The 14,377-nt window shown below is 63.4% G+C and carries 14 protein-coding genes; 9 read left to right on the top strand and 5 right to left on the bottom strand.

Annotated features, from left to right (window positions below):
* Positions 1 to 22 precede the first annotated feature (22 nt).
* From JWR51_RS20060 to tsaB, 4 genes are all read right to left on the bottom strand, one after another.
* Positions 23 to 829 (bottom strand): lysophospholipid acyltransferase family protein, encoded by an 807-nt coding sequence (locus JWR51_RS20060; protein ID WP_299751774.1) that lies wholly within the window; start codon positions 827 to 829, stop codon positions 23 to 25.
* Entirely contained in the window at positions 826 to 1,218 is a 393-nt protein-coding gene (locus tag JWR51_RS20055; RefSeq protein WP_299751916.1) for a Fur family transcriptional regulator, read from the bottom strand. The genes JWR51_RS20060 and JWR51_RS20055 overlap by 4 nt, the downstream gene beginning before the upstream one ends.
* Before the next feature lie 89 nt (positions 1,219 to 1,307).
* Positions 1,308 to 1,787, bottom strand: coding sequence for a GNAT family N-acetyltransferase (locus JWR51_RS20050; RefSeq protein ID WP_299751771.1), 480 nt, complete (start codon positions 1,785 to 1,787; stop codon positions 1,308 to 1,310).
* Positions 1,784 to 2,392, bottom strand: a complete 609-nt coding sequence (tsaB, locus tag JWR51_RS20045; protein ID WP_299751768.1) for a tRNA (adenosine(37)-N6)-threonylcarbamoyltransferase complex dimerization subunit type 1 TsaB — start codon at positions 2,390 to 2,392, stop codon at positions 1,784 to 1,786. Before tsaB ends, JWR51_RS20050 begins: the two co-directional genes overlap by 4 nt.
* Before the next feature lie 279 nt (positions 2,393 to 2,671).
* Here tsaB and lnt point away from each other — a divergent pair, with 279 nt between their 5' ends.
* The 4 genes from lnt (at position 2,672) to JWR51_RS20025 (ending at position 7,069) form a co-directional block, all read left to right on the top strand.
* Positions 2,672 to 4,276, top strand: a complete 1,605-nt coding sequence (gene lnt / locus JWR51_RS20040) for an apolipoprotein N-acyltransferase (protein ID WP_299751764.1) — start codon at positions 2,672 to 2,674, stop codon at positions 4,274 to 4,276.
* Between the two features lie 166 nt (positions 4,277 to 4,442).
* Positions 4,443 to 5,699 (top strand): methionine adenosyltransferase, encoded by a 1,257-nt coding sequence (gene metK, locus JWR51_RS20035; protein ID WP_299751913.1) that lies wholly within the window; start codon positions 4,443 to 4,445, stop codon positions 5,697 to 5,699.
* Positions 5,700 to 5,858: 159 nt separating this feature from the next.
* On the top strand, positions 5,859 to 6,563 hold the full coding sequence (gene trmB, locus JWR51_RS20030; RefSeq protein ID WP_299751761.1) for a tRNA (guanosine(46)-N7)-methyltransferase TrmB: 705 nt from the start codon (positions 5,859 to 5,861) through the stop codon (positions 6,561 to 6,563).
* A gap of 113 nt (positions 6,564 to 6,676) precedes the next feature.
* Complete coding sequence (locus JWR51_RS20025) at positions 6,677 to 7,069, top strand: helix-turn-helix domain-containing protein (RefSeq protein ID WP_299751758.1); 393 nt, start codon at positions 6,677 to 6,679, stop codon at positions 7,067 to 7,069.
* Between the two features lie 110 nt (positions 7,070 to 7,179).
* On the opposite strand, the gene JWR51_RS20020 is transcribed toward JWR51_RS20025, so the two are convergent.
* The gene (locus tag JWR51_RS20020; protein WP_299751755.1) at positions 7,180 to 7,458 is read right to left on the bottom strand and encodes a hypothetical protein; all 279 of its coding nucleotides are present in this window, start codon (positions 7,456 to 7,458) and stop codon (positions 7,180 to 7,182) included.
* A 257-nt stretch (positions 7,459 to 7,715) separates the two neighbouring features.
* On the opposite strand from JWR51_RS20020, the gene JWR51_RS20015 reads away from it, so the two are divergent.
* The 5 genes from JWR51_RS20015 to infB all read left to right on the top strand — a co-directional run bounded on the left by JWR51_RS20015 (position 7,716) and on the right by infB (position 14,373).
* The gene (locus tag JWR51_RS20015; RefSeq protein ID WP_299751752.1) at positions 7,716 to 8,381 is read left to right on the top strand and encodes an FAD-binding oxidoreductase; all 666 of its coding nucleotides are present in this window, start codon (positions 7,716 to 7,718) and stop codon (positions 8,379 to 8,381) included.
* Positions 8,382 to 8,489: 108 nt separating this feature from the next.
* Positions 8,490 to 9,110, top strand: coding sequence for a ribosome maturation factor RimP (gene rimP, locus JWR51_RS20010; RefSeq protein WP_299751749.1), 621 nt, complete (start codon positions 8,490 to 8,492; stop codon positions 9,108 to 9,110).
* Positions 9,110 to 10,705 (top strand): transcription termination factor NusA, encoded by a 1,596-nt coding sequence (gene nusA / locus JWR51_RS20005; protein WP_299727484.1) that lies wholly within the window; start codon positions 9,110 to 9,112, stop codon positions 10,703 to 10,705. Before rimP ends, nusA begins: the two co-directional genes overlap by 1 nt.
* Before the next feature lie 25 nt (positions 10,706 to 10,730).
* Positions 10,731 to 11,411, top strand: a complete 681-nt coding sequence (locus JWR51_RS20000; RefSeq protein WP_299751746.1) for an RNA-binding protein — start codon at positions 10,731 to 10,733, stop codon at positions 11,409 to 11,411.
* A 13-nt stretch (positions 11,412 to 11,424) separates the two neighbouring features.
* Complete coding sequence (gene infB, locus JWR51_RS19995) at positions 11,425 to 14,373, top strand: translation initiation factor IF-2 (RefSeq protein ID WP_299751743.1); 2,949 nt, start codon at positions 11,425 to 11,427, stop codon at positions 14,371 to 14,373.
* The last annotated feature ends 4 nt before the right edge of the window (positions 14,374 to 14,377 follow it).

The raw sequence follows: 14,377 nt of genomic DNA, 5'->3' as shown, positions 1-14,377 counted from the left end.
GTGGGGTTTTATCTTTCCGCGGTCAGGCGGCGATGTCGGGCAGGTCCCGGCCGCGATTGAGCGCCACCAGCGTGCGCCGCACCTCGTTTTCGGCGGCCTTGCTCACCGCCTTGCGGTCGGCGCCCTCGCCCAGCGCCATAGGCGTACCGAAGGCCACGGTAACGTCCTTGACCCCGCCGGAGAGGATTTCGCTTATGTTCTGCTTGAGCGACTTGGATTTGACCCAGGCGATCAAGGACCGCTCGTTGCGGCTGACCGGCAGGCCCTGCAGCCGCGTATAGGCGATGGTCAGCGGCTGGATCAGCACATCGGTGGCGCCGGCCTCGATCATGGCGATCTGGGCCGCGCCCACCAGGGCGGAGCGGAACGGCAGCACATGGGTGCCGATATCGGACTGGCCTTCGGCAAACAGCAGCACCGCGTTGCCGCCGGCCATGTGCTTGCCCATTTCGCGGCTGGTGCGCACGGCATCGCTGCGGCGGGTGCGATCGACGAAGATGGTCTTTTGCAGCCGCGCCATCATGCCGACGAAGAACCACTCGCCCACTTCGCGCTTGGCCACGAAGGTGACATCGGCCACCGAGCCGATGGCGATAATATCGGTCCAGGAGATGTGGTTGGACACCAGCAGCGTCGCGCGGCCGGTTGCCGGCTGGCCGATGACCCGAACCCGCAGGCCGAGGAAGATGCAGCCGACGCGGTGGAAAAAGCGCGGAATGACGTTCCAGAACGGTAGGTGCAGCGCATTGACCAACGCTTGCGCCGGAATGACGACGATCAGCACGGGAATGTAGACGAAGACGAAGAACAGCGAGCGAAACAGCATCATGGCTTGCCGTCCTTGTCTTTTACCTCCAGCGGCACGGCATAAAGCTCGAGGCGGTGATCAACCAGCCGATAGCCCAGTTTGCGGGCGATAACGTCCTGGATGGCCTCAATTTCCTCGTTGCGGAACTCGATGACCTTACCGGAACGGATATCGATCAGGTGATCGTGGTGTTCGTCGGGGATCAGCTCGAAGCGGGCGCGGCCGTCCTTGAAATCGTGCTTGGTGACGAGGCCCGCCTCTTCGAACAGGTTGACGGTACGATAGACGGTCGACAGCGAAATGCGGTCGTCCACGGCCGAGGCGCGGCGATAGAGTTCCTCGACATCGGGATGGTCGGAGGCAGCCTCGATGACCCGGGCGATGACGCGGCGCTGGTCGGTCATGCGCATGCCCTTGGCGACGCAGGCTTCCTCGAGCGTCGGATCGGTCTGGCTCTTGCTCACGCGATTGCCCCAAAATGCATACCCATCAAACGGGGTTATCCAAGATCGCGTGCCATGACAAGCGCGGTGGCCGCCGATCCGTCCGGGCGTGGGTAATAGCCGTTGCGCGTTCCGACGCGGACAAAGCCCTGGTTGGTATAAAGGCGGATCGCGGCGGCGTTCTGCTCGTCCACCTCGAGGAACATGCGCCGGGCCGGGGTCAGCAGCAAATCCTCGAAGGCGGCGCGCAACAGCGCCTGGCCAACCTTCTTGCCGCGCCATTTCGGGTCGACCGCGATGGTCAGCAATTCGGCCTCGTCGGCAGCGTGGCGGATCAGCGCGAAACCCGCAATGCGGCGCTTGGCGTCGCAGGCCACGTAGAGCGGCGTCGACGGCTCGGTGAGAAAGCCGATGAATTCCTCGCGCGGCCAGCCGCGGTAAAACCCCTTGGCGTGGATGCGCGCCAAATCGCCCGCATCATTGGACTGGCCGGGTTCGATATGCAGGCCGCCGGGGGCCATCCAGAGTTTCATCATGGCGTCAGCCTCGCAATGCGCGCCGCCGATTGCGGCTTGGCATCGGCATCGCGCACATAATCGGGTTCAGGTGGATGTAGGCTCGGATCGGCCGCAGCGCCATAGCGCGCCACCAGAGCGATATCGACAAAAGGCGAGGAGATTAGCGTGGTTCCGGGCACGATCGCGGCCTGGGCGATCGCCATGGGCACGATATCCGCTTTGCTGATCGGCTGTCCCGGCCCAACAAACATCTGGAAATAGGCTTCGTCACGCCGCGCATCGAGCAGCACGGTCGATGGGCCGCTGGCGGACAGCGACAGGGCCAGAAGGCTTGGAATGCCGATGGCGGGAATGTTGCGCGCCAGCGCAATGCCGCGAGCGGCCGACAGGCCGATGCGCAGGCCGGTGAAGGAGCCAGGACCGGTGGTGACGGCGACGCGGCCGAGATCGGGATAGCCGAGATTGTTGCGGGCCAGGAGCGTGGCGATACGGTCGAAGATCAATTCGGCGTGGCCGGTTGCGATATCGTCGATGGAGATATCGGTGGTGCCATCGGCGCGCAGCACGGCGAGTTGCAGGCGCGGCGCGGCGGTGTCGATGGCGAGCGTGATGGGCAAGGACATGGCACCGCTCTAGCCCGAGTGCCGCGCGGAGTCGAGGCGGAAGGCACCCTCACCCGGCCTCCGCTTCGCTCGGCCACCCTCTCCCCGACGGGGAGAGGAATCCTGAGAGCGCAGCGATCCTTCTATTCTTCTCCCCGTCGGGGAGAAGGTGGCGCGCAGCGCCGGATGAGGGTGTCTGCCCTCTGAAGCCACCAACCCGCCGCAACCCCGCCTTGACGCCCCTGCCCCCGGCAGCGACTTTGCCCCTATGCATTCTGATTCGCCCCGGACCTCCGCGCCATGACCTGGCTGGCCGAAACCGCCATGCTCAGCCATGGCTGGCGGCGTTTCCTGCTGCTGGTGATCGCCGGCGCCATTGCGGCATTGTCGATCCCGCCCTGGTTCATCTTGCCGGCCCTGTTCATCACCTTCCCGATCTGGGTCTGGTGCCTCGATGGCGCCGAGCGGCGGCGTGGTTGGCGGCTGGTGTTCGGGCCGGCCTTCAATATCGGCTTCGCCTTTGGGTGGGGCTATTTCACCGTCGCCTTCCACTGGCTGGGCGCTGCCTTCTTCATCGAGGGCGGGATGATGATTGCCCTGATGCCGTTCGCCATCCTGGCGCTGGCGGCATTGATCGCGTTTTTCTGGGGCCTGGCGAGCGCCGCGGCGCACCTGTTCTGGTCCAATGGGGCTTGGCGCATCGTGACGCTGGCGACGTTTCTAACCATCGCCGAATGGGCGCGCGGCCATGTGCTGACCGGGTTTCCGTTCGATCTGCTGGGCTATTCGCTGACCGGCACGGACGAATTGATGCAGCTGGCCTCGGTGATCGGCGTCTATGGGCTGACGCTGCTGGCGGCGCTGCTGGCGATGACGCCGGCGCTGATCTGGCCGGCCGACGGCCGGACGCTCAGCCGACGCCTGTTCCCTTTTTTCCTGTCGATCGCGATTTTGGCGGCGCAGCTCGGCTACGGCTTCAACCGGCTGCGGGAACCCGAAACGCCCGAGCGCACCGACGTGGCAATGCGGCTGGTGCAGCCGCTGATCTATGATCATGCCGACTGGAGCCATGTCGATCCGGTGGCGCTGATCGATAAACTCCTGATGCTCTCGGAAATGCAGACTGGCCCCGAGGACAAGGGCCTGGCCGATATCACCCAGTTGGTGTGGCCCGAATCATCCTTGCCGTTCTTTTTGAGCCAATATCCCGACGCGCTGGCGCGGATTGCCCGCATGTTGCCGCCGACCACGACGCTGCTGGCTGGCGCGCCGCGCGAACAATACCAGCCCGATGGCAGCCAGGCGCCCCCGTTCAATGCGATCTTGGCCATCGATACCAATGGCGAAGTGGTCACCAGCTACGACAAGTCGCATCTGGTGCCGTTCGGCGAATTCTTGCCGTTCCAGGAGTTTTTCGCCAAGCTGGGCATCAAGCAGTTCGTGCCCGGCGCCAATGGCTGGGCCCATGGCGATGCCAAGCGGCGGCTGATGAGCCTGCCCGGCGCGCCCCCATTCCTGGCGCTGATCTGCTACGAAATCCTGTTCTCGGGCGATCTGGGCGATGCGGCGGGTGCGGCCTATCTGTTCAACGTCACCAATGACGCCTGGTTCGACGGCTCGATCGGACCGGCCCAACATGCGCACCACGCCAGGCTCCGCGCCGTCGAGGAAGGCATGAGCCTGATCCGCGCCGCCAATTCCGGGCTGACCTTTGCCACCGACCCGTTCGGCCGCATCACCGCCCAACTGGCGCCGCAGGAAATGGCCGTGCTCGACATCAGCCCGCACGAGCGGCTGGGCAGCACGATGTTTGCGCAAGTGCGGTATTGGCCACTGCTGGTGGCGCTGTTGCTGGGGCTGCTGATTTCGGCCGTGGCCGCGAGGGGGCGGCGGCGCAAGGGGTGAGTAGAGGCTCGCCCGCCGCTTAGGCACTGGCATTTTCTTCTCCGATCGAGCCATCACACATATCAAGCTTTCTTTATATCCCGCTTGACCGGGACCGGGCCAAGTGTCACAAACCCGGCAGAATAGCGTGTTTTTCGGCATTTTTGGCATTTTGGGGAACTTCACCTTGGCCCGTTCATCCTATCTCTTCACTTCGGAATCGGTTTCCGAAGGCCATCCCGACAAGGTCTGCGACCGGATTTCCGACGAGATCGTCGATCTGGTGTTCCGCGAGGCCAAGAAAACCGGGATGAACCCGGCCAATGTGCGCATCGCCTGTGAAACCCTCGCCACCACCAACCGCGTCGTCATCGCGGGCGAAGTGCGCGTCCCCGAGACGCTGCTGAAGAAGGACAAGGACGGCAAGATCCTGCATGACGCGGCGGGCAATCCGGTGGTCAATCCATCCAAGTTCAAGTCTGCTGCCCGCAAGGCTATCCGCGCCATCGGCTACGAGCAGGCCGGTTTCCACTGGAAGACGGCCAAGATCGACGTGCTGCTGCACGGCCAGTCGGCCGATATCGCGCAGGGCGTCGATGAGAATGGCAACAAGGACGTGGGCGCTGGCGACCAGGGCATCATGTTCGGCTATGCCAGCCGCGAGACCCCCGAATTGCTGCCGGCGCCGATCTATTACGCGCACAAGATTCTCGAAATCCTGACCATTGCCCGCAAGGAAGGCACCGGCCCCGCCAAGGTGCTCGGCCCCGATGCCAAGAGCCAGGTCACCGTGCGCTACGAAAACGGCAAGCCGGTCGGCGTGACGCAGATCGTGCTGTCGACCCAGCATATCGATGCGTCGCTGACCTCGGCCGATGTGCGCAAGATCGTCGAACCCTATATCCGCGAGGCCCTGCCGGAAGGCTGGATTTCCAAGGACACCGTCTGGCACGTCAACCCGACCGGCAAGTTCGTGGTTGGCGGCCCCGATGGCGATGCGGGCCTCACCGGCCGCAAGATCATCGTGGACACCTATGGTGGCGCGGCTCCGCATGGCGGCGGCGCGTTTTCGGGCAAGGATCCCACCAAGGTCGACCGTTCGGCAGCCTATGCGGCCCGCTACCTGGCCAAGAACGTGGTCGCAGCGGGTCTCGCCGATCGCGCCACGATCCAGCTCAGCTACGCCATCGGCGTGGCGCAGCCGCTGTCGATCTATGTCGATCTGCATGGCACTGGCACCGTGGACGAGGAAAAGCTGGAAATCGCCCTGGGCAAGGTCATGGACCTGACCCCGCGCGGCATCCGCACCCATCTCGACCTCAACAAGCCCATCTATGCCAAGACCTCCGCCTATGGCCATTTCGGTCGCAAGGCGGGTCGCGATGGCTCGTTCTCCTGGGAAAAGACCGACCTGGTCAGCGCCCTCAAGGCTGCAGTGAAGTAAGCGGCGCCAAAACTGCCACGCCCTCGTGGTTCGAGGCTCGCGAGAGCTCGCACCTCACCATGAGGGCTACTTTATTCCCGGTGCTTCAACAGCCCTCATGGTGAGGCGGGAGCGCAGCGACCCTCGAACCACGGGGGCGTGGCACCATGGAGCCACACCATGACCGACCACGAACTCCCCAAGACCCGCTCGGGCGAACCGCGTGCCTTTTTCGGCCGCCGCTCCGGCAAAAAGCTGCATGGCGGCCAGCAAGCCGAATTCGACGCCACGCTGCCGGAGCTCGAAATCAAGCTCGACGGGAAGCTCGATCCCAAAACGCTGTTTCCCGACGCCGAAAAAATCATCGTCGAGATCGGCTATGGGGGCGGCGAGCATCTGGCGCTGGAGGCATCTCGCCATCCTGCAACCGGCTATATCGGGTGTGAAGTGTTCACCGGCGGCATCGGCAAGATGGTGCAGGCGATCAATGCGCAGGGCCTGGGCAATGTCCGGCTCTATACCGATGATGCCCTCAAGCTGCTGATGGCGCTGCCCGATGCGAGCCTCAACGAGGTCTACCTGCTCTATCCCGATCCCTGGCCCAAGACGCGCCATCACAAGCGGCGCTTCGTCTCGCCGACAACTCTGGCCGAGCTGGCGCGGGTGATCCGGCCCGGCGGCGCATTCCACTTTGCCAGCGATATCGAGGACTACGCCAACTGGACGCTGGCTCATATCTTGCGGGCGCCGGACTTCAGCTTCGAGCCCGGGCAGGCGGGGGATTGGCACCAGCCTTATCCCGGCTGGCAGGCCACGCGCTACGAGCAAAAGGCCCGGCGCGAAGGGCGGATGGTGAGCTTTTATTTCACGTTTACGCGACGTTAACCCCTAAACGTCGAACGCAGTGTTACCGCCCTCTTGTCAAAGTTTAATTCCCCCTGGCTCTGGAAGCCGGCGGGCAATGACCCATATCGGGGTTAACAGACGACGAGGCCGCCATGTCCCACTATGCTCTCGACCCCAACGAACCAGACGAAATGCTGGTGGTCAAACCGGGCAAATGGACACTGATCGTGATCACGCGACTGCGCACCGACAAGCGACGCTTCAATGAATTGCGCCGCGATATTGGGGGCATTTCGCAGAAAACCCTCACCGCGACACTGCGCGATCTGGAGCGCGACGGGTTCATCTCGCGCACCCTGTTCCCCACCATTCCACCGCGGGTGGATTATGAGCTGACGGATTTGGGCCATCACCTGCTGGATCTGGCCGATAGCTGGCGGCAGTTCGCCATTCAGCACCGCAGGTCGGTGGAGGCCGCCCGCGAGCGATTCGATGCGGCCGGCGAAGGGGCGGTCATCCGCCTGATCAGCAGCCATCACGACTGAATTTTCGACCTTCCCGTTCCGGCGCCGTCGGACAAAGCCGGCGGCGCCTGGACGGTCAGTCAGTGTGGAGCGCGGACGCTCCAACGCGTGGTTGACGCTATGTCCGAAGCTTAGAGCGTAACGGGCTTGAGGGTATCAGGCGTAAACAGCTGCGATACCTTGCTGCCGTCGGCCTGGACCACGAAGGCGCGAAGCAGCGTGCCCCAATGTTCGACCGAAGTGGCGTTGACGCCCTGCTCATGCAGGCGGGCCAGGACGGCGTCGGTATTCAGGTAATTGCCATCGGCATGATTGGACTCATTGGTAGTCCCGGTTTCGGCGAAAGCGGGAGCAGCGACGCTGCCCATGGCAGCAACGGCGACGAGAGCGATGATTGCGGACTTGATCATTTTAGTGTTCCTTTCGTTTGAACACACCGTAGATGATCGTGGGTCTGGCCCCTCGCAAGATCAAAGATTCATGGAATCTGCCCTTGACGTTTGCGTCAAGATACCGATGGTTTTCATAAAGAAATCAAGGCGTTGTGGAGATACCCGGTATCCCGCAAGACACTGCGTATCATGGAAGTGACGGATTGCGGGCCGGGGCTTTGAGGGGGGCTGGAACCAATTCAAGGTCCCCGCGTATCCCCTCAAAGGAGACCGCCATGCCCACCAGCGTCAAGATTTTGAAGACCGAAATGGTCACTCATAATGTGCGACACTATCGTGTCGAAAAGCCGAAAAATTTTCATTTCGGCCCTGGGCAGGCCACCGAAGTCAGTATCGACAAGGATGACTGGCGCGACGAGAAGCGGCCGTTCACCTTCACGAGCCTGCAAGATGAGCCCACGCTGGAGTTCACCATCAAGAGCTACCGCGACCATCCGGGCGTTACCAATGCGCTGTGGGGTCTGGAAGCCGGCGACAGCCTGCTGCTGCGCGATGTGTGGGGCACCATTCAATATAAGGGGGTCGGCACTTTTATTGCCGGCGGCGCGGGCGTGACGCCGTTCATCGCCATCCTGCGCAGCCTCAAGGCCAAGGGCGGGCTCAAGGGCAATCGGCTGATTGTCTCCAACCAAACCGAGAAGGACATCATCCTGCGCGATGAGTTCGAGGCGATGGATGGGCTGGAAACGCTGTGGACCGTCACCGGCGATCCCAAGAGCAAACTGCTGCAGGAGCGGATCGACGTGGATTTCCTCAACGGCCACATCTCCGACTTTCAACAGAACTTCTATCTGTGCGGGCCCGATCCGATGGTCAGGGACCTGCGCGGCGCGCTGGAAGAGCTGGGCGCCGATGTGTCGAGCGTGACCTGGGAGAAGTAGCCCGCCCTTGCGGCTTTCCGCGTTCGGCGCTATATAGACCACAACATCTCAGCAAGTTTGCAGAGTGGGAGCCTCCCGGCCCCGCTCTTTTTTATTACCCAAGGACCGATGAGCTTCAACCTTACCGAACCGCGTTACATCAAGCAGACCGGGCTCGAAGCCCGCGTGGCGGCGATTGTCGAGCCGGTGGCCAATGGGCTGGGCTATGCGCTGGTGCGCATCAAGATCACCCAGGAAAATGGCTGCACGCTGCAGATCATGGCCGAAGACGAGACCGGGCGCTTCACCATCGTGGATTGTGAAAAGCTGAGCAAGGACGTGTCGCCGGCGCTGGACGTCGAAGATCCGATCGATCGCGAATATCACCTCGAGGTCTCCTCCCCCGGCATCGACCGGCCGCTGGTGCGGGCGCGCGATTTTATCGCCTATGTCGGCCATGAGGCACGGGTCGAGCTGGGCGACATGGTCAATGGCCGCAAGCGCTTCCGCGGCACAATCAAGGCTGCCGATGCCGACAGCTTCACCATCACGGTGCCCGACGCACCGGCCGGGACCGATCCCGATCATAAGTTGTCCCTCAGCCTGTTGGCCGAAGCTAAACTGGTGATGACCGATGCCCTGATGGAAAAGGCGCGCATCGATCAGGAAGCTCACCCGATTGACGACGACGAAACCGAAACGATCGAAATTACCGATACGGACGAACCGACCTCCGAGGAGTTGAACTAATGGCCGTTAGCGCGAACCGACTGGAACTGCTGCAGATCGCAGATGCCGTTGCCCGCGAGAAATCGATCGACCGCATGGTGGTGATCGAAGCCATGCAGGACGCGATGGAAAAGGCCGCCAAGGGCCGCTACGGCGCCGAAACCGAAATCAAGGTCGAGATCAACCCGCGCTCGGGCGAAACCCGCATGTGGCGCCTGCTGGAAATCGTCGAGACGGTCGAAGAGAACAACCGCCAGGTATCGCTCAAGGATGCCCTGCCCAAGAACCCGACCGCCAAGGTCGGCGACTTTTTGACCGAGCCGCTGCCGCCGATGGAATTCGGCCGCATTGCGGCCCAGTCGGCCAAGCAGGTGATCGTGCAGAAGGTGCGCGATGCCGAACGCGAGCGCATGTATGACGAATATTTCAACCGCATCGGCGAGATCGTCAACGGCACCGTCAAGCGCGTCGAATATGGCAATGTGATCGTCGACCTGGGTCGTGGCGAAGCCATCATCCGCCGCGACGAGTTGATCCCGCGCGAAATGTTCCGCTATGGCGATCGCGTCCGGGCCTATGTGTATGACGTGCGCCGCGAACAGCGCGGGCCGCAGATTTTCCTGAGCCGCACCCATCCGCAGTTCATGGCAAAACTGTTCATGCAGGAAGTGCCCGAGATCTACGATGGCATCATCACCATCCGCTCGATCGCCCGCGATCCGGGTTCGCGCGCCAAGATCGCCGTGACCTCCTCCGACTCGTCGATCGATCCGGTCGGCGCTTGCGTGGGTATGCGTGGTAGCCGCGTGCAGGCGGTCGTCGCCGAACTGCAGGGCGAAAAGATCGACATCATTCCGTGGACCGACACCATTGCGGACCTCGTGGTTTCGGCTTTGCAGCCGGCCGATGTGGCCAAGGTGGTGCTCGACGAGCAGGCTGAGCGCATCGAAGTCGTGGTTCCCGACGAACAGCTGTCGCTGGCCATTGGCCGCCGCGGCCAGAACGTGCGTCTCGCTTCGCAGCTGATCGGCTGGGATATCGACATCCTCACCGAGCAGGAAGAGAGCGAACGGCGCCAGAAGGAATTCACCGAACGCTCGACTTTGTTCATCTCCGCCCTTGACGTTGACGAGATGGTTGCCCAACTCTTGGCTTCCGAAGGCTTCTCCTCGGTCGAGGAACTGGCCTATATCGACGTCAATGAAATCGCCACCATCGAGGGTTTCGACGAAGAAACCGCTGGCGAAATCCAGAACCGCGCCACCGAATATCTTGCGGCCATCGACCGGGCGCATGATGAAGAGCGCGTCAAGCTGGGCGTTGCGGACGAGCTTTATGAGATCAACGGGCTGACCGCCGCCATGCTGGTGGCTCTCGGCAAGGAAGAGATCCGCACCGTCGACGACTTTGCCGGTTGCGCCGCTGACGATCTCGTCGGCTGGAGTGAACGCAAGGACGGCGAGACCAAGCGCTTTGAAGGCACCTTCAAGGACTTCCCGGTCTCTCGCGAAGAAGCCGAAGACATGATCATGCAGGCCCGCATCAAAGCCGGCTGGATCGAAGCCGACGCCGAGCCCGTCGAGGAAGTTGGCGAGGTTGCAGAAGAATCCGTCTGACGCGGACGTTGACGAGGGCCGCCCGGTGGGTCGGCGCCAGGATACGACGCGGCTATGCGCCCTCACCCGGGCGGAATTGCCGATCCCGGAGCTGATCCGCTTCGTGCTCGGCCCCGACGGGGTGCTGGTGCCCGATACCGAGGCCAAGGCCGAAGGGCGGGGCGTGTGGATCACGCTCAGCCGCGACGCCGTGGCGGAGGCGGTGAAGAAGAAAGTGTTCGGACGGAGCCTCAAGCAAGAGGTCACTCTGCCCGACGACCTGCCGGGACTGACTTACTTGCGGCTGGAACAGCGCCTGTTTGCGGCGCTGGGCATGGCCCGCAAGGCCGGTCAGTTCACCTTCGGGGCGACCAAGGTGCGTGCCTTGCTGGAAAAGGGCGATCTGATCGCCCTGATCACCGCAAGCGACGCCTCCCCCGATGGGCGCAGCAAGATGACGGGGCCCTTAAAAGCCCTCCACCATGCGGCGCGGGAAGACGAAAAAGTAGGATTCGAGATACCTCATTTCGAAATGCTCTCCAGTGAGCAATTGGGTTTGGCACTCGGGCTCGAAAATGTGATACATGCTGCGCTCATAAGAGGGGCGGCAGCCCAAGCGGCGCTCGAAAAAGCCAGGCGACTGGCCCGTTACAGCGCCAAACCGAGGGAAAATGACACCGGCCGCCACGCGGTTGACGGTGACGTTTTGCCAGACGAGACAAGATAGAGACGCGAGATACATGGCTGATAACGACGACAAGCGCACCGACGACACCTCTGGCGCTGGCAAGAAGACGCTGACATTGAAGGGCGGGCCGGGCCTCGGCAGTCGCCCCGGCATGGCACGTCCGCAGTCGCGCACCGTGGTTGTCGAAAAGCGCACGCGCCGCGTTGCAACGCCGGGCGCTCCCAGTGGCGCGCCGCAGCGTCCGCAGGTGGCAACGCCCAGCAGCGGCGCCCCCGTGCAGAGCCAGCGTCCACCCCAGACCAGGCCGGTCCAGAGCCAGCGTCCGGTAGCGGGCCTTTCGGCCGCCGAGGCCGAAGCCCGCCGCAATGTGCTGCGTGAGGCTGGTGCCCGCGCTGCCGAAGACCAGGCCCGTTTCGCCGCCGAGGAAGCGCGCCGCGTCGAAGACGATGCGCGTCGCCGCCAGGTTCGCGAAGACGCTGCCCGCCAGGATGAAGAGCGTCGCGCCAGCGAAGCGCCCGTTATCGAAGAGGCTCCAGCGCCGCAGGTTGAAGCGGCAGAGCCTGTTGCCGCGCCAGCCGTTGTTGCAGCTGAGACAGCAGCGCCTGTCGCAAGTGCTCCGGTAGCAGCGCGCCCGGCTGAAGCCCGTCCGGCCGAAGCCAGTGCTGCCCCGCAGGCGCGTCCGACCGAAGCTGCTCCCGCAGCCCCGTTTGTGCCGCCATCGCAGCGCAATGCCGGCCCGTCCAGCGTGCGTGTGGTCGCCGGCCGTCCCGGTCAGCCGCCGCGCCCCGTGTCGACCCGCCCCGCTGGCGATCGACCCAATCCCAATGCCCGTCCGGAAAGCGAACGTGGTGCTGGTGCAGCGCTGCGTCCAAGCGCTGGTGCCCGCCCATCGGGTACCGCTGGCCGTCCCGCCGCTGATGCGCGGACGCGTCCGGCTGGTGCCGGCATGGCGCCGATCGGCAATGTGCCGCCCGCCCCGCCGAGCGAAGCCGATGGTCGCAAGATCCGTACCGGCGCGCCTTCGGCCCGGCCGACGACGGAAGCCGAATTGGAAAATGCCCGCCGCGCTGCGCGTGCGGCTCCCGAACGCCCGGTTCGCCGTGGCGACGAAGCCAATGCGCGTGGCCGCCTGACGGTGACCAATGCGGGCGTCGAGGGCGATCGCGACAAGGGGCCATCGCTGGCCGCCATGCGCCGCCGCCGCGACAAGAAGATGGGCCGCAACCAGCAGTCCGCGCCCAAGCTCAGCCGCGAAGTCATCATTCCTGAGGCCATCACGGTGCAGGAACTGGCTAACCGCATGGCCGAGCGCTCCGTGGTCGTCATCAAGATGCTGATGGCCCAGGGCACGATGGCGACGATCAACGACGTGATCGACAGCGATACCGCCGAACTGATCGCCATCGAATTGGGCCACACGGTACGCCGCGTGTCCGATGCCGACGTGGAAGAAGGCCTCTATGACGTGCCGTCCGACGATCTGGCCGAAGATCTGACCGATCGCGCGCCGGTCGTGACCATCATGGGCCACGTCGACCACGGCAAGACCTCGTTGCTCGACGCGATCCGCGAAGCCAATGTCGTCTCGGGTGAAGCCGGTGGCATCACCCAGCACATCGGCGCCTATCAGGTGGTCAAGAACGGCGCCAAGATCACCTTCCTCGATACCCCGGGCCACGAGGCGTTCACCGCCATGCGTGCCCGTGGCGCGCAAGCGACCGATATCGCGGTTCTGGTGGTGGCAGCGGATGACGGCGTGATGCCGCAGACGATCGAATCGATCAAGCATGCCAAGGCGGCCGGCGTTCCGATCATCGTGGCCATCAACAAGATGGACAAGCCATCGGCCAATCCGCAGCGCGTTCGCACCGAACTGCTGCAGCATGAAGTGTTCGTCGAATCGATGGGCGGCGACGTGCTGGACGTGGAAGTGTCGGCCGTGACCAAGGAAGGTCTCGACAAGCTGCTCGAAACCATCCTGCTGCAGGCCGAAGTGCTCGAACTGCGGGTGGCCCGCGATGGCCGCGCCGAAGGTCTGGTCATCGAGGCCAAGCTCGATCGCGGCCGCGGTGCGGTGGCGACGGTGCTGGTGCAGCGCGGGACCCTGGCGATCGGTGACATCGTCGTTGCCGGCACCGAGTTTGCCCGCGTGCGTGCGCTGATCAACGATCAGGGCGAGCAGGTCAAGGATGCCGGCCCGTCGGTTCCTGTCGAAGTGCTGGGCTTTACCGGCGTGCCGAATGCTGGCGACCGCTTCTCGGTCGTCGAGTCGGAAGCCCGTGCCCGTGAAGTCACCGAATACCGTCAGCGCGCCATTCGCGAGAAGACGGCAGGCGGCGGCGCCACCAGCCTTGAGCAGATGATGAATCAGCTCAAGATTGCCGGCATTGCCAAGTTCCCGCTGATCATCAAGGGCGACGTGCAGGGTTCGGTCGAAGCGATCACCGCTTCGCTCAACAAGCTGTCGACCGATGAAGTTTCGGCGCAGATCCTGATGTCGGCAGTCGGTGGCATCACCGAGTCGGACGTGACCCTGGCGGCGGCATCGAGTGCCATCGTCATTGGCTTCAACGTTCGTGCCAACAAGCAGGCGAGCGATCTGGCGACGCGCGACGGCATCGAAATCCGCTATTACAACATCATCTACGACCTTGTGGATGACGTGAAGGCGGCGATGAGCGGTCTGCTCAAGCCCGAACGGCGCGAGACCTTCATCGGCAATGCAACGATCCTGGAAGTGTTCAACATCTCCAAAGTCGGCAAGGTCGCGGGTTGCCGCGTCACCGATGGTATCGTGGAACGCGGCGCCGGCGTGCGCCTGATCCGCGACAACGTCGTGGTGCACGAAGGCAAGCTGTCGACGCTCAAGCGCTTCAAGGACGAAGTCAAGGAAGTCCAGACCGGCCAGGAATGCGGCATGGCCTTCGAGAAATACGAAGACATGCGCGCCGGCGACGTCATCGAATGCTTCCGCGTCGAGACCATCCAGCGCACGCTCTAAGCGT

The sequence above is a fragment of the Devosia sp. genome, from assembly GCF_028290625.1.
Taxonomy (GTDB): domain Bacteria; phylum Pseudomonadota; class Alphaproteobacteria; order Rhizobiales; family Devosiaceae; genus Devosia.
The sequence above is the reverse complement of the archived record's forward strand: the minus strand, read 5'-3'. Positions and strand labels throughout refer to the sequence as shown.

Bases quoted from the DNA above. Each gene is read 5' to 3' on its own strand.
- JWR51_RS20020 (WP_299751755.1), bottom strand. From the start codon at position 7,458: ATGATCAAGTCCGCAATCATCGCTCTCGTCGCCGTTGCTGCCATGGGC.
- lnt (WP_299751764.1), top strand. From the start codon at position 2,672: ATGACCTGGCTGGCCGAAACCGCCATGCTCAGCCATGGCTGGCGGCGT.
- rimP (WP_299751749.1), top strand. From the start codon at position 8,490: ATGAGCTTCAACCTTACCGAACCGCGTTACATCAAGCAGACCGGGCTC.
- JWR51_RS20025 (WP_299751758.1), top strand. From the start codon at position 6,677: ATGTCCCACTATGCTCTCGACCCCAACGAACCAGACGAAATGCTGGTG.
- JWR51_RS20055 (WP_299751916.1), bottom strand. From the start codon at position 1,218: ATGCGCATGACCGACCAGCGCCGCGTCATCGCCCGGGTCATCGAGGCT.
- tsaB (WP_299751768.1), bottom strand. From the start codon at position 2,392: ATGTCCTTGCCCATCACGCTCGCCATCGACACCGCCGCGCCGCGCCTG.
- infB (WP_299751743.1), top strand. From the start codon at position 11,425: ATGGCTGATAACGACGACAAGCGCACCGACGACACCTCTGGCGCTGGC.
- trmB (WP_299751761.1), top strand. From the start codon at position 5,859: ATGACCGACCACGAACTCCCCAAGACCCGCTCGGGCGAACCGCGTGCC.
- nusA (WP_299727484.1), top strand. From the start codon at position 9,110: ATGGCCGTTAGCGCGAACCGACTGGAACTGCTGCAGATCGCAGATGCC.
- JWR51_RS20015 (WP_299751752.1), top strand. From the start codon at position 7,716: ATGCCCACCAGCGTCAAGATTTTGAAGACCGAAATGGTCACTCATAAT.
- JWR51_RS20060 (WP_299751774.1), bottom strand. From the start codon at position 829: ATGATGCTGTTTCGCTCGCTGTTCTTCGTCTTCGTCTACATTCCCGTG.
- JWR51_RS20050 (WP_299751771.1), bottom strand. From the start codon at position 1,787: ATGATGAAACTCTGGATGGCCCCCGGCGGCCTGCATATCGAACCCGGC.